The sequence below is a fragment of the Polynucleobacter cosmopolitanus genome, from assembly GCF_002224225.1.
In the GTDB taxonomy this organism is placed as follows: domain Bacteria; phylum Pseudomonadota; class Gammaproteobacteria; order Burkholderiales; family Burkholderiaceae; genus Polynucleobacter; species Polynucleobacter cosmopolitanus.
On the sequence record NZ_NJGG01000001.1, the window covers coordinates 672,356 to 695,975 of the forward strand.

Annotated in this window: 22 protein-coding genes; 14 read left to right on the forward strand and 8 right to left on the reverse strand. The window is 43.6% G+C overall.

The window, feature by feature from the left end:
• The first annotated feature begins 49 nt into the window (after window positions 1-49).
• Together AOC33_RS03470 and AOC33_RS03475 are read left to right on the forward strand one after the other, a co-directional pair.
• Window positions 50-565, forward strand: a complete 516-nt coding sequence (locus AOC33_RS03470; RefSeq protein WP_089515180.1) for a helix-turn-helix domain-containing protein — start codon at window positions 50-52, stop codon at window positions 563-565.
• A gap of 1 nt (window position 566) precedes the next feature.
• Entirely contained in the window at window positions 567-1,355 is a 789-nt protein-coding gene (locus AOC33_RS03475; protein ID WP_089515181.1) for a nucleotidyl transferase AbiEii/AbiGii toxin family protein, read from the forward strand.
• Here AOC33_RS03475 and AOC33_RS03480 read toward each other — a convergent pair.
• The 3 genes from AOC33_RS03480 to pyrF are packed head-to-tail and all read right to left on the reverse strand — an operon-like array spanning window position 1,344 to window position 3,234.
• Complete coding sequence (locus AOC33_RS03480; protein ID WP_089515583.1) at window positions 1,344-1,826, reverse strand: CinA family protein; 483 nt, start codon at window positions 1,824-1,826, stop codon at window positions 1,344-1,346. The two genes, AOC33_RS03475 and AOC33_RS03480, sit on opposite strands and share 12 nt — an antisense overlap.
• A gap of 14 nt (window positions 1,827-1,840) precedes the next feature.
• Window positions 1,841-2,386, reverse strand: coding sequence for a phosphatidylglycerophosphatase A family protein (locus AOC33_RS03485; RefSeq protein ID WP_089515182.1), 546 nt, complete (start codon window positions 2,384-2,386; stop codon window positions 1,841-1,843).
• Window positions 2,383-3,234: an orotidine-5'-phosphate decarboxylase gene (pyrF, locus tag AOC33_RS03490; protein ID WP_089515183.1), complete on the reverse strand. Its 852-nt coding sequence runs from the start codon at window positions 3,232-3,234 to the stop codon at window positions 2,383-2,385. The genes AOC33_RS03485 and pyrF overlap by 4 nt, the downstream gene beginning before the upstream one ends.
• A 163-nt stretch (window positions 3,235-3,397) precedes the next feature.
• Here pyrF and corA point away from each other — a divergent pair, with 163 nt between their 5' ends.
• Window positions 3,398-4,363 (forward strand): magnesium/cobalt transporter CorA, encoded by a 966-nt coding sequence (gene corA, locus AOC33_RS03495; RefSeq protein ID WP_089515184.1) that lies wholly within the window; start codon window positions 3,398-3,400, stop codon window positions 4,361-4,363.
• A gap of 48 nt (window positions 4,364-4,411) precedes the next feature.
• Here the strand turns inward: corA and thiL are convergent, their stop codons facing one another.
• On the reverse strand, window positions 4,412-5,431 hold the full coding sequence (gene thiL, locus AOC33_RS03500) for a thiamine-phosphate kinase (RefSeq protein ID WP_089515185.1): 1,020 nt from the start codon (window positions 5,429-5,431) through the stop codon (window positions 4,412-4,414).
• A gap of 240 nt (window positions 5,432-5,671) precedes the next feature.
• Here thiL and AOC33_RS03505 point away from each other — a divergent pair, with 240 nt between their 5' ends.
• Entirely contained in the window at window positions 5,672-7,993 is a 2,322-nt protein-coding gene (locus AOC33_RS03505; protein WP_089515186.1) for an NADP-dependent malic enzyme, read from the forward strand.
• A 126-nt stretch (window positions 7,994-8,119) separates the two neighbouring features.
• Window positions 8,120-8,662, forward strand: coding sequence for a barstar family protein (locus AOC33_RS03510; protein ID WP_089515187.1), 543 nt, complete (start codon window positions 8,120-8,122; stop codon window positions 8,660-8,662).
• A gap of 93 nt (window positions 8,663-8,755) precedes the next feature.
• Here the strand turns inward: AOC33_RS03510 and AOC33_RS03515 are convergent, their stop codons facing one another.
• Window positions 8,756-9,508: a 16S rRNA (uracil(1498)-N(3))-methyltransferase gene (locus AOC33_RS03515; RefSeq protein ID WP_089515188.1), complete on the reverse strand. Its 753-nt coding sequence runs from the start codon at window positions 9,506-9,508 to the stop codon at window positions 8,756-8,758.
• A gap of 119 nt (window positions 9,509-9,627) precedes the next feature.
• Between AOC33_RS03515 and tkt the strand changes: the two genes are divergently transcribed.
• Together tkt and gap are read left to right on the forward strand one after the other, a co-directional pair.
• On the forward strand, window positions 9,628-11,607 hold the full coding sequence (gene tkt, locus AOC33_RS03520; RefSeq protein WP_089515189.1) for a transketolase: 1,980 nt from the start codon (window positions 9,628-9,630) through the stop codon (window positions 11,605-11,607).
• A gap of 25 nt (window positions 11,608-11,632) precedes the next feature.
• Window positions 11,633-12,649, forward strand: coding sequence for a type I glyceraldehyde-3-phosphate dehydrogenase (gene gap, locus AOC33_RS03525; protein ID WP_089515190.1), 1,017 nt, complete (start codon window positions 11,633-11,635; stop codon window positions 12,647-12,649).
• Window positions 12,650-12,704: 55 nt separating this feature from the next.
• On the opposite strand, the gene AOC33_RS03530 is transcribed toward gap, so the two are convergent.
• Window positions 12,705-13,853 carry a Fic family protein gene (locus AOC33_RS03530; RefSeq protein WP_089515191.1) on the reverse strand — a complete coding sequence of 383 codons (1,149 nt, stop codon included), beginning with the start codon at window positions 13,851-13,853 and terminating at the stop codon, window positions 12,705-12,707.
• 714 nt (window positions 13,854-14,567) lie between these two features.
• Between AOC33_RS03530 and AOC33_RS03540 the strand changes: the two genes are divergently transcribed.
• From AOC33_RS03540 to holA, 5 genes are all read left to right on the forward strand, one after another.
• Entirely contained in the window at window positions 14,568-14,993 is a 426-nt protein-coding gene (locus tag AOC33_RS03540) for an outer membrane protein assembly factor BamE (RefSeq protein WP_180738087.1), read from the forward strand.
• A 69-nt stretch (window positions 14,994-15,062) separates the two neighbouring features.
• Window positions 15,063-15,872 carry a 4-hydroxy-tetrahydrodipicolinate reductase gene (gene dapB / locus AOC33_RS03545; protein WP_089515584.1) on the forward strand — a complete coding sequence of 270 codons (810 nt, stop codon included), beginning with the start codon at window positions 15,063-15,065 and terminating at the stop codon, window positions 15,870-15,872.
• Window positions 15,873-16,005: 133 nt separating this feature from the next.
• A complete protein-coding gene (leuS, locus tag AOC33_RS03550; protein ID WP_089515194.1) occupies window positions 16,006-18,636 on the forward strand; it encodes a leucine--tRNA ligase in 2,631 nt (876 codons plus the stop codon).
• A gap of 48 nt (window positions 18,637-18,684) precedes the next feature.
• Window positions 18,685-19,251: an LPS-assembly lipoprotein LptE gene (locus AOC33_RS03555; RefSeq protein ID WP_089515195.1), complete on the forward strand. Its 567-nt coding sequence runs from the start codon at window positions 18,685-18,687 to the stop codon at window positions 19,249-19,251.
• Window positions 19,252-19,253: 2 nt separating this feature from the next.
• A complete protein-coding gene (gene holA / locus AOC33_RS03560; protein ID WP_089515196.1) occupies window positions 19,254-20,336 on the forward strand; it encodes a DNA polymerase III subunit delta in 1,083 nt (360 codons plus the stop codon).
• A gap of 115 nt (window positions 20,337-20,451) precedes the next feature.
• On the opposite strand, the gene AOC33_RS03565 is transcribed toward holA, so the two are convergent.
• Together AOC33_RS03565 and AOC33_RS03570 are read right to left on the reverse strand one after the other, a co-directional pair.
• Entirely contained in the window at window positions 20,452-21,132 is a 681-nt protein-coding gene (locus AOC33_RS03565) for a nucleotidyl transferase AbiEii/AbiGii toxin family protein (RefSeq protein WP_342744451.1), read from the reverse strand.
• Window positions 21,123-21,605, reverse strand: coding sequence for a helix-turn-helix domain-containing protein (locus tag AOC33_RS03570; RefSeq protein ID WP_180738088.1), 483 nt, complete (start codon window positions 21,603-21,605; stop codon window positions 21,123-21,125). Before AOC33_RS03570 ends, AOC33_RS03565 begins: the two co-directional genes overlap by 10 nt.
• 118 nt (window positions 21,606-21,723) lie before the next feature.
• Here AOC33_RS03570 and AOC33_RS03575 point away from each other — a divergent pair, with 118 nt between their 5' ends.
• Both AOC33_RS03575 and AOC33_RS03580 read left to right on the forward strand, forming a co-directional pair.
• Entirely contained in the window at window positions 21,724-23,019 is a 1,296-nt protein-coding gene (locus AOC33_RS03575) for a glutamate-5-semialdehyde dehydrogenase (protein ID WP_425439810.1), read from the forward strand.
• Window positions 23,020-23,095: 76 nt separating this feature from the next.
• Window positions 23,096-23,554 (forward strand): CopD family protein, encoded by a 459-nt coding sequence (locus AOC33_RS03580; RefSeq protein WP_245835575.1) that lies wholly within the window; start codon window positions 23,096-23,098, stop codon window positions 23,552-23,554.
• Window positions 23,555-23,620 lie beyond the last annotated feature (66 nt).

Consider the following 23,620-nt stretch of genomic DNA (forward strand, 5'->3'; position numbering starts at 1 on the left):
AAAATATTACCTTGAAATATCTCCATAAATGTTCTATAAATAGAACATTATGAGTCAAAGTCTACAAAAAGCCGAACAAATAGGCAGTCTATTGCGTGAAAAACGCAAATCAATGGGTTTAACCCAAGATGAGCTTGCTCAGCAGGTTGAGGTGCGCCGGCAAACATTGGCTGATTTAGAGGTGGGCAAAAACGTTGGTAGCCATTTACTGATCAAGGTGATGGAGCACTTAGAGGTTGGTTTTGATTTGTTGACCTCTAACAGTAATCAAAAAGCAGTTACTTCCTATCCTCAATCAATCAGAGAAGAGGCGCAAATTTATGAGGTCTCAGATAAATTTGATTATCCATATGACTGGTCAAATCCGGGTCATTTGCCAGATGATGTTCTGATCATGAAAGTTTTAAAAAGACTGAGATTTGCAGATATTGTTCGTTTATGTAAACGATTTGGTGTTGAGCGAATTGATGAAGAAATCAAGTCAGACTTCTATGAAGATGTGCGTGAAGATTTGGAGGAAATCATGGAAACCATTCATGAAGCTTATGCTAGAAAAATAGCTTGATATGAAGCAAAAGAAGAATCTAGCAAAGAAAAATAAGCTTTATCTGAGCACTCTGCCTATTGAGACTCTCAAGCTATTTGAGAGTCTCAATGATCATGCAAAATTAATCAAAGATTTAAAGTTAGATCAAAATCTTTGTTTGGTTGGTGGGACAGCTTTGGCATTACAAATCAATCATCGAAGAAGCAATGATCTTGATTTAGCGTGCTTTGATAAGAAGCTACCCAATCATGCCATCGATCAATTTTTATCTGCATTAAAAATCAAGCATGATGTTAAAGAGCTCAATGCTGTTGCGCAAATATCAAAATTTAAGATTCAAACGGGTCTTAATTTATTGGACTATGTAAGAGATTTCAGTATTAATGATGTAAAGGTGACATTTTTTACATTGGGCGAAAACGAAGAGCAAAGACAGTTTTATAAGAGCACGCCAAAGTTAATGGATCTCTGGGCTTTCCCATTAATGGGTGTCGAAGGTTTGGAGCTTGCTAAAAGTCTTGTGTTGAAAAATAGAGTACGTTCAAGAGATTTGTACGATTTGATGGCTTTAATGGATACCCAGGGCTATGCCTTGGAGTCATTGTTGAATCATCTAAATAAATATTTAGTGAGTAATGACCTTGAGTACTACCGTGCTGTTTTAACAGGCAAGATACCTTTGGATCGTGACGATGAGGGTTTGCTGGCTGTTGATGTGCAGGTTGGCGTTGATCAGATTTATCATTTTTTTAAAAAAATATTTAAAGAGCATGATCTTGAGCTTGCTGACAGATTGTTAAATTCGTAACAAGTCGAGTAACTTTCTCAAGGAAAAATCGCACGCTTGCTGACGTATCTGCTGACGATTACCTTCAAAGTGTTTTGTTTCGCTGACTATTTGATCATTGGCCAAAGCCCATGCAAAACAAACGGTGCCGATTGGTTTTTCTGGACTGCCACCGGTGGGGCCTGCAATCCCTGTGATGGAAAGAGAGAGATCGGAGCCACTGTTTTGTTTGGCACCAAGAGCCATGGCGCGCGCTACTTGATCACTGACTGCGCCATGCTGCTCGATCAAGTTTTGTGACACATCAATGTCTTCAGATTTGGATTGATTGCTATAAGTGACATAGCCACGCTCAAACCACTCACTGGATCCTGCGAGCTCAGTGATGCTGGCAGCCACCATCCCGCCTGTACAAGATTCAGCAGTGCTGAGATGCCAGTTATTTTTTATGAGCACCCTTGCTAAATCATGAGTGATCTCATGAAGATCAATGTTCTGTGGGGTATTCAAAATACTCTGACCCAAATGGCAATCACCAACAGTGTGGCGATGGCTGCCGCGATGTCATCAATCATCACGCCAAAACCACGCACTACCCAAGATGGTATTTTTTTAGGTTGATCTAAGCGTTCAACCTTGGGTTGCCAGGTTTTGAAATAACGATCAATCGTTTTGATCGGGCCTGGTTTGACCGCATCAAAAAATCGAAATAATAAAAATGCGCCTACTTGACCCCAGATATCTGTTGGCATGATCATGAACAGAATCAACCAAAAGGCAATGAACTCATCCCAAACAATGCCGCCGTGATCAGGCACACCTAATTCTTCGCCGACCTTGCCGCAAATCCAGATGCCGGCAATCGCACCAACAGCAATGATCCAAGCAATCGTGTGAGTGGAAAAAAGAATTTCAAATAAGAGGTAGAAGGCCCAGGCGTAGAGAGTGCCGACTGTTCCCGGGGCTCTGAACGAGAGACCCGAGCCAAATCCAAAAGCCAGGGCACGCTCTGGCCTAGACCATATCCAAGTGCGTTGCGGTTGAATCTTCATTTCTTAGCTGCACGCAATGCATTTCGCGTGGCCATCGCAGCCTGTCTTGCAGCATCTGCAAAATTTCCATCTTGACTCGCATACAGAATGGCTCTCGATGAGTTGATGATCATCCCTGTGCCCGGAGCGTTCGCGACCGTGCCTGCTTGAACCGTTGCAGGGATATCGCCACCTTGAGCACCGATGCCTGGAATAAGAAGCGGCATCTCACCAACAATCTCACGTACCTTGGCAATTTCTTCGGGGAAGGTGGCTCCGACGACCAAACCCAATTGACCTGTTTTATTCCACTGACTGCTGGCCAAGCGAGCCACCCGTTGGTAGAGCAACTCTTTATCAGTTTGACCTTTTTCATTCACTTCTAAAAACTGCAAATCTGAGCCACCTGGATTAGAGGTGCGACACAAAACAATCACACCCTTGTTGGCGTATTTCAAATAGGGCTCTACTGAATCAAAGCCCATATAAGGGTTCACTGTCACAGCATCTGCTTGATAGCGATCGAATGCTTCGATGGCATATTGCTGAGCCGTGCTACCAATGTCGCCGCGCTTGGAATCAAGAATCACGGGCACTTGTGGGTGTTGACGATGAATGTGATCGATCAGTTGTTCTAGTTGATCTTCCGCTCCATGGGCTGCAAAGTAAGCGATTTGGGGCTTGAATGCGCAAACCAAATCGGCAGTGGCATCAACGATTTCTCGACAGAAAGCCAAAATAGCACCGCCTTTGCCCTTGATTGAAGCAGGGAACTGTTTTGGATCTGGGTCGAGTCCAACGCACAGCATGCTGTCTTGGTCAGACCAAGCACGGGCCAGTTGTTCGGTGAATAAAGGGCGGTTTTTCATGGCTATTTCATCAATCTTTCATCTAATCACATTAATATCTCATGAAAATCTCTAAAGAATTGAATGTGATGCTTTAGTTTTCTCAGACTATAGGATAAACTCCGCGAACCCCTGTGGCTAACTCCTCACATAAATAGTTGAAAAACAAGATCGGAGCCCCGGCATGATCAACCTATTCGTATTACAAAAAGGTCGCCTAGCCCAGGAGCAGGTGGATGACCGTCAAGAACTGCTAAAGCACCATAACCCTATTTGGATTGATGTTGTTGACCCTGAAGAGGAAGAACTTCAGTGGATCAAAGAAGCCTTTGGCGTCTCCCTGCCCGAACTAGAAGATCTAGGCGATTTAGAAGCATCCGCTCGTTATTTCGAGGCGGAAGATGGCCATTTGCACATTCGCACGGATTTCATTTTGGATGATGATGAAAATCCACGCAACGTGCGAGTTGCTTTCGTTCTCACTGACAATATTTTGTTCTCAATTCATGAACAAGATTTACCTGTGTTCCGCTTGGTTCGCTTGCGCGCTCGTTTGCGCCCGGGCTCAGTGAGAAACGCTAAGGATGTTTTATTGGATTTGTATTCAACGGATGCTGAATATTCTGCGGATGCTTTGGAAGAGGTTTATGAAAACCTTGAAGAGGCAGGTAAGCGCGTCTTGACTCATGACGTGACCGACAGTGATGCTGCTGGTGTTTTGGAAACCATTGCCAAAGAAGAAGATTTGAATGGTCGTATTCGTCGCAATGTGATGGACACGCGTCGCGCCTTGTCTTTCTTGATGCGCAGTAAGTTGTTATCTGATGAACAACAAGAAGAAGCTCGTCAGATTTTGCGAGACATCGACTCATTAGAAAACCACACGGCTTTCTTGTTCGACAAGATCAACTTCTTGATGGATGCCACAGTTGGTTTTATTAACATCAATCAGAATAAGATCATCAAGATCTTCTCCGTGGTATCTGTTGCTTTGATGCCGCCAACCCTGTTGGCCAGCATTTGGGGCATGAACTTCGAACACATGCCTGAATTGCGTTCGACCATTGGTTATCCAATGGCCATCATCGTGATGTTGATTTCATCAGCCATTCCTTTGATTTACTTCCGCAAAAAAGGTTGGATGAAGTAAGTTCTGATTCTGTTCTTAGTTTGAACTAAATTAAGTTGAGTGCAGCAATTACTTAAAGTGATCAAAAGACTTTAAGTATTGCTCGCTCAGCGAACTCGAGAGTTCTTGATTATTACCATCGATCAGTCGAATCAATTTTTCAGTTCGCTCGGTGATCGATCCAATCTTGGTCAATGCAAGACCTAGGCGTGAAGCTAATTCTTCTATCTGTGAAGACTTTTCTTTGGCTGCCGTGAAACACAATTCATAGTCATCGCCACCCGTCAATTTACATAAACGTTGTAGTTCAATGGATTTGCTGTTGAGGATCTTTGAGCCTGGTACCTGGTCAATCAAAATATCTGCGCTGACCGATGATTGACGCAAGATGTGACTTAAATCACCCAGTAATCCATCAGAAATATCAATCGCTGCATGAGCAAGACCAATCAGGTGCTGCCCCAGCTCTGTTCTTGGGGTTGGGTTGTGCATGCGCTGGCTGACTTTTGCAAACTCTTCAATAGATAAAGCCCACTCTTGGCGCAAAGCGCCAAGACTTAATCTAGCATCACCCACTTCATGGGAGACCCATATATCGTCGCCGACTTGAGCCTTATTTCGGCCCAGAGCTTTGTCTTGCGACACTTGACCAAAAATCGTGATGCTGATGGTGAGTGGTCCTGCGGTGGTGTCACCACCAATCAATTGGCAATTATGTTCATTGGCCATATCCCACAGGCCATTAGAAAAAGTCTCTAGCCAGTCAACTTTGACTTCTGGCATGGCAATCGCCAGGGTAAATCCAAGGGGGCTTGCACCCATGGCTGCAAGATCGGATAAGTTAACTGCCAAACATTTGCGCCCAAGCAAATAGGGGTCAGCGCCTACTAAGAAATGACGGCCCTCAACCAACATATCCGTACTGATCGCGATTTGTTGATGGTTGCTGGGGTTGATCAATGCACAATCATCGCCAATGCCCAATGCAATCCCTGAGTTTGGATGTTTGACAGCGCGCTGTTTAAAAAAGCGTTCGATCAAATCAAACTCTCCGGGCCTGCCAGATGGGGAAGTGTGTTCATGGACCATGTATTCATTGTATGACCATTGCTTAAAAGAGATCTTTCCCCAATTAAATAAGGGTGAGAATCGAATGGATTGGACGGTTTTTCTAGAACAGGACTAGAATCTAGTTAATAACTAAAAAAGTAGCAAAAATAGCAACACATAAAAGTAATAAATAAAAAGAGCAAGAGATAAAAGTAAGAGACAAACATTCAAAATAAAACTCAACATACCCACTTTGTTTGGGATTGAAAGAATTATTCAATGACAACCGCTGACAATAAAAAAAGTTCTAGTGATCAACAAAAAGAAGCGCTTCGCAAAGCCGCTCTCGAGTACCACGAGTTTCCAACGCCAGGCAAGATTGCCGTCACCCCCACCAAACAGTTGACCAATCAACGTGACTTGGCTTTGGCCTACTCACCAGGTGTTGCTGCGGCTTGTGAAGAAATCGTCAAAGATCCTAGCAATGCTTTTCGCTACACATCCCGTGGCAATCTCGTGGGTGTAGTGACCAACGGTACAGCTGTTTTAGGTTTGGGTGATATTGGTCCTTTGGCCAGTAAGCCTGTGATGGAAGGTAAGGGCGTGCTCTTTAAGAAGTTCGCCGGCATTGATGTGTTTGATATTGAAATCAATGAAAAAGATCCTGACAAGTTGATTGAAATCATTGCCTCGATGGAGCCAACTTTTGGTGGTATCAATCTAGAGGACATCAAAGCTCCAGATTGTTTCTACATTGAGCGCAAGTTGCGCGAGCGCATGAAGATTCCAGTCTTCCATGATGACCAACACGGTACAGCGATCGTTGTGGGTGCTGCGATCATGAACGGCTTAAAAGTCGTTGGTAAAGACATTAAAAAAGTGAAGTTGGTGACTTCAGGTGCTGGAGCTGCGGCCTTGGCATGTTTGGATTTGTTGGTTGACTTGGGTATGCCCATCGAAAATATTTGGGTGACTGACTTGGCGGGTGTGGTTTACAAAGGCCGCAAAGAGTTGATGGACCCAGATAAAGACCCATTTGCGAAAGAAACCAATCAGCGCACTTTGTCTGAAGTGATTGAAAAAGCCGACGTGTTTTTAGGTTTGTCTGCAGGCGGTGTTCTAAAGCCTGAGATGGTGGCAAAGATGGCAGCAAAGCCTTTGGTTTTTGCTTTGGCCAATCCAACGCCTGAAATTTTGCCGGAAGAAGTGAAGGCTGTGCGTGATGATGCAATCATCGCAACTGGTCGTACGGACTATCCGAATCAAGTGAATAACGTTTTGTGCTTCCCGTTTATTTTCCGTGGCGCTTTAGATGTTGGTGCAACAACCATCACCCGTGAAATGGAAATTGCTGCAGTGACTGCTGTTGCTGAGTTGGCTCAAGTAGAGCAAAGCGATGTGGTTGCTTCTGCTTATGGCGCAAGCAATTTATCGTTTGGCCCTGAGTATTTGATTCCAAAACCATTTGATCCTCGTTTGATTGCCATCATTGCTCCAGCGGTAGCAAAAGCTGCGATGGATTCTGGTGTGGCCACTCGCCCAATCAAAGATTTCGCAGCCTACAAAGATCAGTTACAGCAGTTCGTGTACCACTCTGGCACGATCATGAAGCCTTTGTTCTCTGTTGCCAAAAAAGTTCCAATGGGTAACAAGCGCATTGTTTTCTGTGAAGGTGAAGATGAGCGCGTATTGAGAGCTGTTCAAGTTTTGGTCGACGAAAAGATTGCCAATCCAATTTTGATTGGTCGTCCAGGAGTGATTGAGCGTCGCATTGAGCGTTTTGGTTTGAGGATGACGCCTGGGGTTGATATTGAGATTTGTAATCCTGAAGATGATGATCGTTATCGCGATTACTGGCAAAGCTATCACCGCATGACTGAGCGCAAAGGTGTGACAGAGTCATACGCTCGTTTAGAAGTGCGTCGTCGCAATACATTAATTGGTTCTTTGATGGTTCAAAAAGGTGAGGCAGATGGATTGATCTGCGGCACGATTGGACAAACAGGTGCGCACTTGCATTACATCGATCAAGTGATTGGTCATGAGGCAGGTGCCAAGACTTACGGTGCCATGAATGCCTTAGTATTGCCAGGCCGCCAAGTTTTCTTGGTCGATACGCACATCAACATTGATCCAAGTGCTGAACAATTGGCAGAGTTGACTATTTTGGCGGCTAAAGAATTGCGTGCTTTAGGTATTGAACCCAAAGTAGCTTTGTTGTCACACTCTAATTTTGGTTCGAGTGATGCGCCATCGGCCATCAAGATGCGCGAGACCTTGGCGATTTTGCGTGAAAAAGCACCTGAACTAAAAGTAGATGGTGAAATGCACGGTGATTGTGCATTGGATGAATCACTCCGCAAATCAATCATGCCTGATTCAACGTTGATGGGCGATGCCAATTTATTGGTCTTGCCAAACATCGATGCTGCCAATATTTCTTATAACTTGTTAAAAACTGCGGCAGGTAACGGTATTGCGATTGGCCCAATTTTGCTAGGTGCGGCAAAACCGGTGCATATTTTGACGCCATCTGCCACGCCACGCCGAATTGTGAACATGACAACCTTGGCAGTTGTAGAGGCGGCGCAGCAGAAATAACTCTTAAATCCTATATGTGAGCGAATGCTCACATATTTATTTTAGTATAAAAAACAATGACTTATTAAAAATAAGCCATTGCGTCACTTGTTTTCGGGGGTTAAAAAGGGTACTCTACTCCCCATCATGACGATGAATATTTCAGAAAACAATCTTTACGGTCAGCCTGCTTTGGCCAATCTGAGCTCGTCTGTTGCGAATACACAGGCCATAGGGCCAAAAACTGCGCCTACTTGGCGCACTGCCCTTGCCGCACGCGAAGCAGGCCCTACAGCCGCTTTACGCGCCGTACGCACCAATATTGTTCAATCGATTCGTGCATTTAGAACGGCTGACTTGATGGAAGCAGCGGAAGAATTGGGCAATCATTTTGTTTATGCCAATGCAACTGAGGCCATCACCAAGTCAGAAGTTTTGGACCGAATCGCTAAGGGTTTTTATTTCCCAAGACAGCAGGCGAAAAATTTTGACAACTTATTGGATTCATTGACAACTTTAATTGATCGTTCTGGACCACAACCTGGTTTCGTGATCGTTCTTGAAGGTTTGCCATGCACACACAAGTTTGACAAAGAAGCGCGTGAAACTCTTTTAGATGTTTTCAGAGACGCTGTTGAGTTCTGGGCGGATCGTCGCGTATCTTGCAGAGTTTTTTACTCGTTTGCGTGATCTCAATTTAGAGCTAAATCAGAACAAATTAACCAATTAAATCAAATAAAAAAGCCGCTAATAGCTTAGCGGCTTTTTTTGTATCTGTATTTTTTAAAACTGATTCCAAATGGTGTGTATTGCTGCCAAGGCCACAATGCCTGCAGTCTCAGTTCTCAGAATGCGTTGCCCCATTGATACTGGAATAAATCCTGCACGCTTGGCTTGCTCTTCTTCTGATTCACTCAAACCGCCTTCAGGGCCAATCAATAAGGTTAAAGCTTGAGGGGTGCAACGCTTTAAAACACTGAGCATCGCTTGATCAGCACGAGGTGACAGCATGATCCGCAAAGCTTGGTCGTGTGGATTAAGGCTGGCCAACCAAAGGGGTAAATTTTTTACTGGTGCCAGTTGGGGAATCACCGTTCTGCCCGATTGCTCAGAGGCGGCCACCAGAATGCCTTCCCAGTGGATGCCTTTTTTGGCAGCACGTTCGCCATCGAGTCTCACCACTGAGCGTTCGGTGTGCAAAGGGATCACAGAAGAAATCCCCAGTTCGACTGACTTTTCAATCAACCAGTCCATTTTGTCGCTACTGGCCATGCCTTGGGCCAGGGTGATGGGGGATTTTGTCTCGGTGCGGAGATTTTCTGAAATCTCAGAAAGACGCACAACCGCGGTCTTTTTATCCATGGCCACTAAGCAAGCATTGGCGGTTAAACCTTTGCCATCAAAGACTTGGAATGTTTCGCCTGAGTCAATTCTGCGGACCCGCAAATGATGGGCTAATTTGACATCTAGGATCATTTCATCGCTGATGTCGACGCCAGGTTTTGGCCAAGGGCCAGGAAGATAAAAATGAGACATAAAACAATCATAAGCGATGAGGCGCCAATGATAAAATGCTGAGTTTTGAGGGATAGAGACTTTTTCTGTGTTTTTGGCAGAAAAATGGCTTTCATCTAAAACAAGCCGCAGGGAAAAACATGTCGTCACAGCAAAAAAATATGGCCAATGCAATCCGTGCATTAGCAATGGATGCAGTTCAACAAGCCAATTCTGGACACCCAGGTATGCCGATGGGCATGGCAGAAATTGCGGTAGGTCTGTGGGGGCAGCATCTCAAGCACAACCCTAAAAACCCACTGTGGATGAATCGCGACCGTTTTGTTTTATCCAATGGTCACGGCTCGATGTTGTTGTACGCCTTGTTGCATTTAACTGGTTATGACTTGCCTATGCAGGAGTTAAAAAACTTCCGTCAATTGCATAGCAAAACAGCGGGTCATCCTGAGTACGGCATCACACCAGGTGTAGAAACAACGACAGGTCCTTTAGGCCAAGGTATTACAAATGCCGTTGGTATGGCTCTTGCTGAAAAGCTATTGGCAGAAGAATTCAATCGTCCTGGTTTGGATATTGTTGATCATCACACCTATGTGTTTTTAGGTGATGGTTGCTTGATGGAAGGTATCAGTCATGAAGCATGTTCATTGGCGGGCACTTTAAAACTCAATAAATTGATTGCTTTGTGGGATGACAACGGTATTTCGATTGATGGCAAGGTCGTTAATTGGTTTGCTGAAGACACACCTAAGCGTTTTGAAGCTTATGGCTGGAATGTGATTCGCAACATCAATGGTCACGATGCTGATGCAGTGGCTGCTGCGATTGCCAAAGCTAAAAATAGTGACAAGCCAACCTTCATTTGTTGCAAAACTTCGATTGGTCAAGGTTCTCCGAATTTGGCAGGCACTGACAAAGTTCACGGTGCACCATTGGGCGCCGCAGAGATCGCTGCAACACGTGCTGCAATTGGTTGGAATCACGGTCCCTTTGAAATACCTGCTGATGTTTATGCAGCATGGGATGCAAAAATCAAAGGCGCCAATTTAGAAACAGAATGGAACAGCAAGTTTGGTGCTTATCGCGCCAAATACCCAACAGAGGCGCAAGAGTTTGTGCGCCGCATGTCAGGTGAGTTGCCTGGTGACTTTGATAAAACTGTCAGCGCTTATTTAGAGACTTGTGCGCAAAAAGCTGAAACGATTGCCACGCGCAAAGCCAGTCAAAATGCAATTGAAGCTTTGGCTCCAGTCTTACCAGAATTCATGGGTGGCTCGGCTGACTTAACAGGTTCAAATTTAACCAACTGGTCAACTTGCAAAGCTGTTCGTGCAGACCAGTGGGGCAATCACATCAATTACGGTGTTCGTGAATTCGGTATGAGCGCGATCATGAACGGTATTGCATTGCATGGTGGTTACATTCCATTCGGCGCAACTTTCTTGACCTTCTCAGATTACAGCCGCAATGCTTTGCGCATGGCAGCTTTGATGAAGTTACGCAGTATTTTTGTGTTCACACACGACTCGATTGGTTTGGGTGAAGACGGTCCAACGCATCAATCAGTTGAGCATGTGGCCAGTTTGCGTTTGATCCCGAACATGGATGTGTGGCGTCCTTGTGACACCACTGAAAGTGCTGTGGCTTGGGCGTTTGCAGTCAAGCGTAAGAATGGTCCATCCAGTTTAATTTTCAGTCGTCAAAACTGTCCGTTTGTGAAGCGTGATGCGAAGCAAACTGAAGCAATCCAGAAGGGTGCTTATGTGATGCGTGATGCCAAGAATGCTCAAGCAGTCTTGATGGCAACAGGCTCTGAAATTGCAATTGCCTTAGAAACAGCGGAACTCTTAAAACAAGAAGGTATTGTGGTGCGCATTGTGTCAATGCCATCAACCACCGTGTTTGATCGTCAAAGCAAAGCTTATAAAGATTCAGTATTACCAGCAGGTTTGCCACGCATTGCGATTGAAGCGGGTGTGACTGACTACTGGTGGAAGTATGCCTGCGCTGCAGTGCATGGTGTTGATACATTTGGTGAATCAGCTCCAGCAGGCGTGCTTTACAAGCATTTTGGTTTGACGGCTGAGTCTGTGGCTAAAACAGTGCGTCAATGTATTTAAAAGAATTTAGATAAAGGGAGTTGTTATGACGATTAAAGTCGCAATCAATGGTTATGGTCGTATTGGTCGCATGGTAGTGCGCGCGATTTATGAAGAGAAGCGCGATGACATCAAGGTCGTGGCGATCAATGGTTTGGGTGGTATTGATATCAATGCTCACTTGACCCAATATGACTCAGCCCATGGTCGTTTTCCGGGCACTGTGACAGTGGATGGTGATCACATGGTGATCAATGGTGACCGCATCAAGATTTTTTCAACGCGCAATCCTTTAGAAACCACTTGGGGTGATTTGGGTGTTGATGTTGTTTTAGAGTGTTCAGGTGCTTTTACTTCAAAAGAAAAAGCCATGGTGCACATTCAGCAAGGTGCTAAGAAGGTTCTTATTTCTGCTCCTGGTGAAAAAGACGTGGATGCCACGATTGTTTATGGCGTGAACCATCAAGTGCTTAAAGCCAGCGATCAAGTGGTTTCAAATGCTAGTTGTACAACCAATTGTTTGGCGCCAGTAGTAAAACCATTGTTGGACTCAATCGGTATTGAATCAGGTTTGATGACCACGATTCATGCCTATACCAATGACCAAGTGTTAACAGATGTGTATCACAAGGACATGCGTCGCGCCCGTTCAGCCACGATGAGCATGATTCCAACAAAGACAGGCGCTGCAAAAGCAGTTGGTTTGGTGTTGCCAGAGTTACAAGGTAAGTTTGATGGTTTCGCGATGCGTGTACCAACAATCAACGTTTCAGTGGTTGATTTGACATTCACACCAAGCAAAGCCACAACAGTGGAAGAAGTGAATGAGCTCATCAAAAAGGCCAGCGAAAGCGGTCCATTGAAAGGCATCTTGGGTTACAACACCTTGCCTTTAGTTTCTATTGATTTCAATCATGATCCACGCCCAAGTATCTTCGATAGCACGCAAACGCGTGTGTCCAAAGATGGCAAGCTCGTCAAAATCCTTTCTTGGTATGACAACGAATGGGGTTATAGCTGCCAGATGTTGAATGCCACCAAGGCATTGATGGCTGCGAAGTAATTGATGTTAATCATTTAATTTCAATGAGTAAAAAAGCCCTTTTTAAAGGGCTTTTTTATTGTGAAATCAGTTGAATATAAGCTTCGTAACTAAAGCTTCTATTTCTAGTTCGACCGCTCATCTCTTTGATGATGCCTAATTCATTCAATGACTTTACGGCAGCGTTCGCCGTTGGAAATGAAACACCTAATTCTGTTTTTACTCGTTCAATTGTGAATCTCGGCATAATTGGAAGTATCTCAAATAATCGAATACAGCTCGAATTTACTCCTTCGTAATGAAGTAATATTTTTTTATCTTTAGCAATTTGTTCAGCTATATCGATGATGTTTTGTTTTGCTTTATTTGCGGCATCGACAACCCCTTCTAAAAAGAAACTAATCCACGCTTCCCAGTTACCTTCAGCTCGAACTCCGTTGAGTAATCTGTAATATTCTGATTGATGTTCTTTTAAGTGAGCGCTCAGATAAAGTAGTGGTTCTGGTAACAACTCGTAGTGTTCCATGAGCGCTGCAATTAGCAAACGACCAATACGTCCATTGCCGTCTAAGAATGGATGAATAGTTTCGAATTGAGCATGTATCAGTGCGATTTTTACCAAAGGCGGTAATTGACTATCGTTACTGTGAATAAACTTTTCTAACTGTCCTAGTAATTCAGTAATTTTTTCTGGGGGAGGTGGAACGAAGACTGCATTTTTTGGCTTGGTGCCGCCAATCCAGTTTTGTGATTTTCTTAATTCACCAGGCTGTTTACCAGCCCCTCTAACTCCATTCAGTAACAATTGATGTGAATCACAAAGCAAGCGAATGCTAATCGGTAAGCCACTAACGCTTTTTAAGTTCTCTCGAACATATTTGAACGCTTTCATGTAATTTGTAACTTCTTCAATGTCTTCGTTGTTGGTGATGTCTAAGCCAGCTTCTTCATTGAATAAATCAGTAAGAGTGGCTTGAGTACCTTCAATCAAAGACGTCAATAGGGCTTCTTTTCTGATTGCACCGTAAAGTAACCAATCAATTGATGGAGCAAGTGCGGTTACCCCTGATAGTTGAGCAAGAGAGTGTTCGGCCATCAAGTTTTGTTTTACATAGCAACTCTGATCCACCGGTGGATTTTGTGGAGGTAGAGATTCAGGAACAAATGATTGAACTGATTCACCTAAGGTGGTTGTTTCTACAAAGTGACCGCTAACTCTAGCCATATTAAAGCTTTCTTTAATAAATAATTTCTTATTAAAGTATACTTTAATAAGATGTGGTGTTGTTAAAGTGAATTAATAAAATATATAAATCATGGACTTAGCTTATAAATACTTTGCTAAATCAATGAAGTTTGGGTAAAAGTGATCAGTTTGCTTATGAAAAGTATAATAATTTATCAAGATGGAACAAAGTAATCAATCAAGTTAATTGGAGGCTTAAATTGAAAGAATGTTCAGAAGTTACGAGCGATATCAAAAAATCTGAGGGAAAACCAAATCAAATTTCTTGGCATGTCTTGTATCAAGAATATGTAACAAAATGCAATGAAATAACGAAAAGTAAGGGCTTGCCCCTAGAAGAGTGGAGATCCTTTTAAAAAAGGTGCTTGGTGTAAGAGAAAATCTTTGTGTCAATAGGGCTCTAGATGGCCAAAAAAGGTATTAAATCCAAAAATCAAGCGCAAAGGTTCCAAAGCTTTTAAGCTAAGCACAAACTCTTAAATTATTTAGGGTAATGTACTCCTCAAAGCGGTAAAATCAACTTTCTACAAGACACGGCTTACTATGCAAATGCAATCAAACAACAGAACTACACCAAGCGTTACTTTTACTCTAGGAAAGTGGGTCTTAATGGCTTGCGCCTTAGTGGGTTTGACCGCATGTCAAAATTTGACTAATTTGTCTGAGGACTCCAAAAGCAAATTAGGGAAAGTTTTGAAACCTTATCGTCCTGACATGGTTCAAGGTAACTTTATTTCTAAAGAGCAATTGGAAAAGGTCAAACTTGGCATGGACCGAGAAGAAGTCAAAGTTGTTTTGGGTACGCCATTGATCACCAGTGTGATGCATCCTAACCGTTGGGATTACGTTTTTGCGTTTAAACGAGGCGACACTCAGTTGGTGGAGCAGCGTCAAGTGACTTTGATTTTTGAAAAAGAGTTATTGATAAAAGTAAATGCTGATGATTTGCCGACGGAATATGAATTAATTGCTGAGATTGATGGTATTAAATCCTCACGCAGACCGCAGCGCAAAGCTGTGGCCCAGGAATTGGAAAGTCACCATCCTGCGCCCACAGTTGAAACCATACCAAACCCAACGCAAGGTATTGGTGTACCTCGTGGCGACACACGAAATTAATCAGAATTAGAGAGTAATTAACTCATACCAAAAGCTAAAAAGAACAAATAGAGATAAAAAATGACAACTTTGAAATTTGCCATTGCAGGTGCTTCTGGGCGTATGGGGCGCATGTTGATTGAAACAGTTTTGAACACACCTGATGCTCAATTGGTGGGGGCTTTAGATATTCCGGGAAGTCCGCATTTAAGCCAAGATCCTGTGGCTTTTTTAGGAAAAACTTCAGGAATAAAAATCACTTCAGATATCAAAGAAGGTTTGAAAGACGCTGATTTTTTAATTGATTTCACAAGACCTGAAGGCACCTTGGCTCATCTTGAGGTGGCTCAAACAATGGGCGTGAAGATGATCATCGGCACCACTGGTTTTAATGATGTGCAAAAAGCAACGCTTAAAAAAGCCAGTGAAAAAATTGCCATCGTTTTCGCTCCAAACATGAGTGTGGGCGTTAATGCCACATTTAAATTGTTAGAGGTGGCAGCCAAGATTCTGAACTCAGGTTACGACATAGAGATCGTGGAAGCTCATCACAAACATAAAGTGGATGCCCCATCAGGCACGGCGATTGGAATGGGTGAGGTGATCGCGAAGGCTTTGGGTAAAGATCTGAAAGATTGTGCTGTTTACGCCAGAGAAGGTCACACGGGTGAGCGTGAAGAAGGCACGATTGGTTTTGCCACCATTCGTGGCGGTGATATTGTGGGTGATCACACGGTCATGTTTTGTGGTGATGGTGAGCGCATTGAAGTCACACACAAATCTTCCACCAGAATGTCTTACGCACAAGGTTCTGTGCGAGCAGGACGTTTTTTAGCCAATCAATCTAAGGGTCTTTTTGACATGCAAGATGTCTTGGGGCTTAAGCAAATCAAAATTTAATGGATTGCTCGAGAAATAGATTTAATTTTTCATTCAATCTATTTTTAGCAGTCTTTTGCAGGCATTGGTAGTTTAGACAATCATCATTCTTAAAAAATACAAAGGTCTTGTTTTGAGTTCAGATGTAACAGCAGTGAGTAAAGATTACGATCACCGTGCCATTGAAGCTGCGGCCAACGCGCAATGGAAATCTGGCGATGTTTATCGTGTGGATGAGCAGGCCAAAGATAAAAAAGGCCAGCCCAAGAAAAAATACTACGCTTGCTCAATGTTGCCTTATCCATCTGGTAAGTTGCACATGGGCCATGTGCGTAACTACACCATCAATGATGTGATGACTCGTCAGTTGCGCATGCAAGGCTATAACGTGTTGATGCCGATGGGTTGGGATGCCTTTGGTATGCCAGCTGAAAATGCCGCACTCAATAACAATGTGCCACCCGCTGCTTGGACCTACGACAACATCGCTTATATGAAAAAGCAGATGGATGCGATGGGTTTGGCGATTGATTGGTCCAGAGAAATCACCACTTGCAAACCTGATTACTATCGCTGGAATCAATGGCTCTTTTTGAAGATGTTGGAAAAGGGTGTTGCGTATCGCAAGACTCAGGTTGTGAACTGGGACCCGATTGATCAAACAGTCTTGGCCAACGAACAAGTGATTGATGGTCGTGGTTGGCGTTCAGGTGCTTTGGTTGAAAAACGAGAAATCCCTGGCTACTACTTGAACATCACAGCTTATGCTGAAGAGTTGTTGACTGGCTTGGAAGGCTTGGGTTGGCCTGAGCGCGTGAAGTTGATGCAGCAAAACTGGATTGGTAAGAGTTTTGGTGTGCGTTTTGCCTTCAACCATCAAATCAAAGATGACGCTGGTCAATTGATTCAAGATGGAAAAATGTTTGTTTTCACTACCCGTGCTGATACGGTGATGGGTGTGACTTTCTGTGCAGTGGCTGCTGAGCATCCTTTGGCTTTGCACGCTTCAAAAAGTAATCCTGCATTAGCCGCCTTCATTGAGAAGTGTAAACAAGGCAGTGTGATTGAAGCGGATTTGGCGACTCAAGAAAAAGAGGGTATGCCCACTGGTTTGAAAGTCACTCATCCTTTAACTGGTGAAGAGGTTGATGTTTGGGTGGGTAATTATGTTTTGATGAGCTATGGTGATGGCGCCGTGATGGGTGTACCAGCTCATGATGAACGTGACTTTGCATTCGCTTTAAAGTACAAGATTGCCATCAAACCAGTCATGGCCATCGATGGTCAAACATTCAATGCCAGTGCTTGGCAAGATTGGTATGCCGATAAAGAAACTGTTAAGGCTGTTAACAGTGGCAAATATGATGGCTTGAGTCACTCCGATGCAGTGCACGCCGTGGCCAAAGATTTGGCTGCCTTGAATTTGGGGGAATTGAAAACCACGTATCGCTTGCGCGATTGGGGTATTTCTCGTCAACGCTATTGGGGCACACCGATTCCAATCATTCATTGTGAATCATGCGGTGAAGTGCCTGTGCCAGAAAAAGATTTGCCTGTGGTTTTGCCTGAGGATTGTGTTCCTGATGGATCAGGTAATCCGCTCAATAAGCGTGAAGACTTTTTAAAGTGCACTTGTCCTAAGTGCGGCAAGCCGGCGCGTCGTGAAACCGATACCATGGATACGTTTGTTGATTCAAGCTGGTATTTCATGCGCTATACATCACCAGGCGCGAATGCCATGGTGGATGAGCGCAATGATTACTGGATGCCGATGGATCAATACATTGGTGGTATTGAGCATGCGATTCTTCATTTGCTCTATGCGCGCTTCTGGACCAAAGTGATGCGTGATTTAGGTTTGGTGAAGTTCGATGAGCCATTCAGCAATTTGCTCACCCAAGGCATGGTCTTGAATGACACGTATTACATCGATGAGCCGAATGGTCGTAAAACTTGGGTCAATCCGGATGATGCGTTGGTTGAAACAGATGACAAAGGTCGTCCGGTATCAGCCAAACATAAAACATCTGGCAAAGCCGTGAACATTGGCGGCGTTGAGAAGATGGCCAAGAGTAAAAATAACGGTATTGATCCTCAGTCATTGATTGATCAATACGGTGCAGATACTGCTCGCTTGTTCACGATGTTTGCCGCTCCTCCTGAGCAGCAATTGGAGTGGTCAAGTTCTGGCGTTGAGGGAGCTTCTCGCTTCTTGCGTCGTTTATGGTCTTATGGTGCTGCTCATGCAGCAACTGTTCATCAGACCAGTGATAAATTACCTGCAAACTTGACTGAGGCAGATCAAGCTTTGCGTCTTGAAATCCACAGTGTTCTCAAGCAAGCGAATTTTGACTATCAGCGCAAGCAGTACAACACGGTGGTGTCTGCCACCATGAAAATGCTCAATGCTTTGGAGCAAGCTAAGACGATCAGCCCTGAAGTGCGTCGTGAAACACTGGGTATTTTGTTGAGAGTTTTATACCCTGTGGTGCCGCACATCACATTCACACTTTGGAATGCCGCTGGGTATCCTCAGCAGTGGGGTGATTTATTGGATGCCCCATGGCCAGAGGTTGATGAATCAGCCTTGGTGCAAAATGAAATCACTTTGATGATTCAGGTCAATGGTAAGTTAAGAGGCCAAGTCTTGGTGCCAACTGATGCTGATAAGGCAAGTATTGAAGCAATGGCTTTGGCCAGTGAAGCGGCCATCAAGGCGATGGATGGTGCACCTGCTAAAAAGGTCATCATCGTGCCTGGCCGATTGGTCAATATTGTTATTTAAAGAAGATTGCCAGACCTTGATCTTGAAATAGAGCACAATAAGCACATCATGAAAAAAACCACCACCATTTATTCAATCGGGCGACGTCAGCTCTTAGGCGGTGGTTTATCAATTTTAGCTATCAGTGCACTTAGTGCTTGTGGATGGCGCTTGCGCGGCAAAATTGATTTGCCTTATAAAAATATTCTGATCAGCGGTAATTTGACTCAAGAGTTGCGTGATGATTTGGACATGATGTTCCGTGTCAATGACATTCAGATTGTTCAAAATGTTCAAAAGGCAGAATTAGTGCTTGAGATTATTTCTGAACAAAATGCTCGTCAAGTTCTGTCTTATAACGGTGCTGGTCAAATCACTGCTTACAGGATTATTTCCAGGGTTGTTTTTAGAGCCTTTGATCCTAATGGCATTGAGTTAATCCCCGAGGCTGATATTTATCTCACTCGTGATATAGATTTCAATCAGTCCAATATTCAAGCGTTTGATCAACAGGTGGCTGATTTTGTAAAAACGATGCGCATGGATATTGTGAGTCAGTTGATGCGTCGCTTTGCATCAATTAAGAAACTACCTACACAGCAAACTCCCTCGGAGTCACAGCCAAAGAGTCGCTAAGCATGCAAAAGGCAGATGCTTTTGGCGCACATTTAGCTCAAGCTAAAAAAACAGGGCCACATCCTCTGTATGTGTTGTGTGGTGATGAGCCTTTGCTTGTGATGGAGTTACAAGACCAATTGCGTGCCATGGTGATCGCTCATGGTCATACTGAGCGTGAAGTGTTGATGCATGAAAAAGGTTTTGATTGGTCTGCGCTCATGAACGCAGGTCAAACCATGTCTTTGTTCGGGGACAAGCGTTATGTTGAGTTACGCATACCCACAGGCAAGCCTGGTCGTGACGGCTCTGATGCCATCAAGCAGTTTTGTGCCCAAATAGATGCCCAAGTAAAAGAGAAAAGTCCGGTTGATACAGTGACCTGTATCTTTTTACCAAGGGTGGATTTTCAGACACAGAAATCCGCTTGGTTCACTGCCTTGGATGAATCTGCAATTGCTGTGCGTATAGATCCTATCGATAGAACTCACTTACCTAACTGGATTGCTGGTCGTTTGAAGCAGCAGAAGCAACAAGTTGAGGCTGGTGAAGCTGGACAGCGTGCTTTGCAGTTCATGGCCAATCAGATCGAAGGCAATTTGATTGCAGCTCACCAAGAAGTTCAGAAGTTGGGTTTGTTGTATCCAGAAGGAACGCTCACAGAAGAGAATATCCGTGACGCTGTTTTGAATGTTGCCAGATATGATGTTTTTCAATTGACAGAATCATTGTTGGCTGGAGATTTGGCACGCTTTAATCGCATGGTTGATGGCTTAGAAGGTGAGGGTGAACCTTTGGTCTTGATTCTTTGGACAGTCACTGAAGAAGTGCGCCTACTCAATCGACTGCGTCAAGCCGTTGATCGTGGTGATAATTTGCAAATGCTGATGAAGATGAATCGTGTTTGGGGTAATAAAGAGCGTTTGATTCCTCAGGCTTTGCAAAGGCTCAGCACTGATCGTTTACAAAAAGCCTTGATGGTGGCGAGTGGTCTCGATCAACAATCCAAGGGTTTGCAAATCCGCAAAGGGGCAGGCCCGATTTTAGAAAAACTCCCAAGTGATCCATGGGATGGTTTGAGGATGTTGGGGCGCTTGTTTGTTTAGTGGTTCATAAATCAATTTAGACAAATTGACTAAATTGAAAAAATGTTCTTATTGAGACACCCATTTCCACCCATTTAATCGACTTTCACCCATTTTTACACCCAATTACACCCATTTATTTCTTCGATTTAAGAGTGTTTAAGAATTTAGTGGCGATTCCTAATGCTTCATCATAGGTTGGGTTGTAGTTAAGAGTCTCAATATTGTTAAATTGAACAGTAAGGATTTCTCTTCGACTATTTAGTTGTTCAATAAATTGATCTGCATTTTTTAGAAGGAAATGGTGGGCTTGTCTTAGTGCATCCCCCTCTTTTTCTATCACTAAGGCTAAATCAAATAAATCTCTTGCTGTAGCTCGGTCGCCTCTGTGCCAAAGTTTTTTGGCCACTATTTCAGTGCCTGTTTCAACTTTAATTAAATTATTTTTTAAATGCCATTCTTCAAATCCTGGACTTGTTAAGTTGGGGGATGCAACAAAATCTATTTCACCCTCTGGTCTGATTAATTTGACATAGGAGCTTGATTCCTCAATATAGTCATCACTGATTTCTGCAGCTACATCGCTTAGTCGTGGCGTGGCAAATCCAAGGTACTGTGGATCTGGCACAAAAATATCTATGTCTTTACTGATTCTGTGTTGATACCTCAACATCAATACTGTGCCGCCACCAAACGTCCAGAATGGATTTTTAATGCCATGAGTTTTTATATCTTCGATGACTTTTAGTGCATGTGGTAGTAGCTCTTCCCAGACCCCACTTGGCAATGCTTTTTTATTTAACGAATTCATTGCCATGCCAATCTTGGTGATTTAAATTGATTTGCCCATGAATAAATATGAGACCAAATTTTTTTAGGTGGAATCTTGTGGCGCTGAGAAATTTCTTTTACAACCAATACGATCAGCGATAAAGGTAGCTCGTCAATTAAGGTTGCTAAATGCGATATTGTTCTTGGCTCAATTTTTCCAGTGATGAGTGATTCCTCTAATTCCTGGGGTGAAATTGTTGTTTTGTAGCTGACACTTGCAGATCGACTAGCCATTTCCAGAGCGTGAGGCTTGGTAACCTCACTTTCAGTTTTCAACTGAATATCTAAAAGACTTAATAGTTTAAAAAGCTTTGCGGCTCCAATTTCATGAAGGGTGCCATGTTCTAAATGATGAATGGTTGATCTGGATAAGTCACTCAATTTAGCCAACCTCTCTTGGCTTATGCCAAGAGCAACTCTTTGTTGTGCAACCTTTTGTCCGATTTCAGCGATGTTCATAACCCCTCCAATTATGTGTAGTATACTACACATTTTATATGGTGTTCAAGATTAATCTATCTCCTTGAAAATCCTCAAGAATTCGTTCAAACCCCTGATTTCAGTTAAAGTAATGGCTATGAGCACTCAAAACAACACACATTCAGACGCAGTGACCCTGATGAAGGGCATTGGTCAAAAAGCCCGTGCAGCTTCGCGTGCGATGGCTCGCGCCAGCACAGCTTCAAAAAATGAAGCTTTGATTCAATTGGCAGCTTTGGTTAGAAAAAATGCAGAAGCTTTGAAAGTGGTGAATGCCAAAGATGTTGAGCGTGCAAAAGCCAATGGCCAAGATGCTGCTTTCATTGATCGTTTGACACTCACGGATAAAACTATCGCCACCATGGCTGAAGGTTTGGAGCAAATTGCCAAGTTGTCAGACCCAATTGGTGAGATGAGCAATATTCGAAAAATGCCATCAGGTATTCAGGTGGGGCAAATGCGTGTACCTTTGGGCGTGATTGGCATCATTTATGAGTCTCGTCCTAATGTGACGATTGATGCTGCAGCCCTGTGCTTGAAGTCAGGTAATGCAACTATTTTGCGTGGTGGCTCAGAAGCGATTGATTCAAACACGGCATTGGCCAAGTTGATTCAAGAGAGTTTGTCTTTGGCAGGTTTACCATCAGACGCAGTGCAAGTGGTTGAAACAACCGATCGTGCTGCCGTGGGCGCCATGATCACCATGAATGAATACATTGATGTGATCGTGCCACGTGGTGGCAAGAGTTTGATCGAGCGTTTAATGGCTGATGCCAGAGTGCCGATGATCAAGCACTTGGATGGTATTTGTCATACCTATATCGATGTCTTGGCTGATCCTGCCAAAGCCATCAAGGTGTGTGATAACGCTAAAACCCAACGCTATGCACCATGCAACACCATGGAAACATTGTTGGTGCATGAGGCTGCGATCAAAGATTCTTTATTACCTTTGTGCAAGATTTATCAAGACAAAGGTGTTGAGTTGCGTGTTTGTAAAAAGACCAAACAAGCTCTTGAAGCCGCTGGTGTGAAAAATTTAATCGATGCCACTGAAGAAGATTGGTCTACAGAGTATTTGGCACCAATCCTATCTATTAAAACTGTCAGCAATATGGATGAGGCGATGGAGCACATCAATCAATATGGTAGCCACCACACTGATTGCATCATCACTGAAGACTATTCAGCGGGTATGCGTTTTTTAAGAGAAGTGGATAGTGCCAGTGTGATGATCAATGCCAGCTCTCGTTTTGCAGATGGCTTTGAGTATGGCTTGGGTGCTGAGATTGGTATTTCAAATGACAAGTTACACGCCAGAGGACCAGTTGGTCTAGAGGGTTTGACCTCAATGAAATACATCGTGTTTGGACAGGGTGAAATCAGAACCTGAGTTAGAGCTAGATAGTCAAAGTAGTAACGGTAGTAAAAATTAATATCAGAAATGTAAACCTAAAGGGATGGTTGAGATGAGTGATTCAGTGAATGTGGTGATGGGCAGTGCGTATTTGTATGTGAAAGCATTTCACATATTGTTTGTGGCTGCTTGGTTTGCGGGCTTGTTTTATTTGCCGCGCATTTATGTGAACATGGCCCAAGAAACCAATCCTCAAGTTTTAGAGCGCCTTTTAGGCATGTCTTATCGCTTGTATCGCTTTATGACCATCTTGATGGTCCCTGCAGTTATTCTAGGTTTGATACTTTGGTTGTATTACGGCGTGGGTAAAGGCCCTGGCTCTGGTTGGATGCATGCCAAGCTATTCTTGGTATTTATCTTGTTGGGTTATCACCACGCTTGTGGTTCCATTTATAAAAAATTCAAAGCAGGCATTAACAAACGCTCTCACGTTTGGTACCGTTGGTTCAACGAGGTGCCTGTGATTATTTTCTTGATCGTGAGTATTTTGGTGGTGGTGAAACCTTTTTAAGCGACTGGCTAAAAAGAGTGAATCCACCGTTTTCAAAATCAATCATCAAAATATTCAAGGTTAATC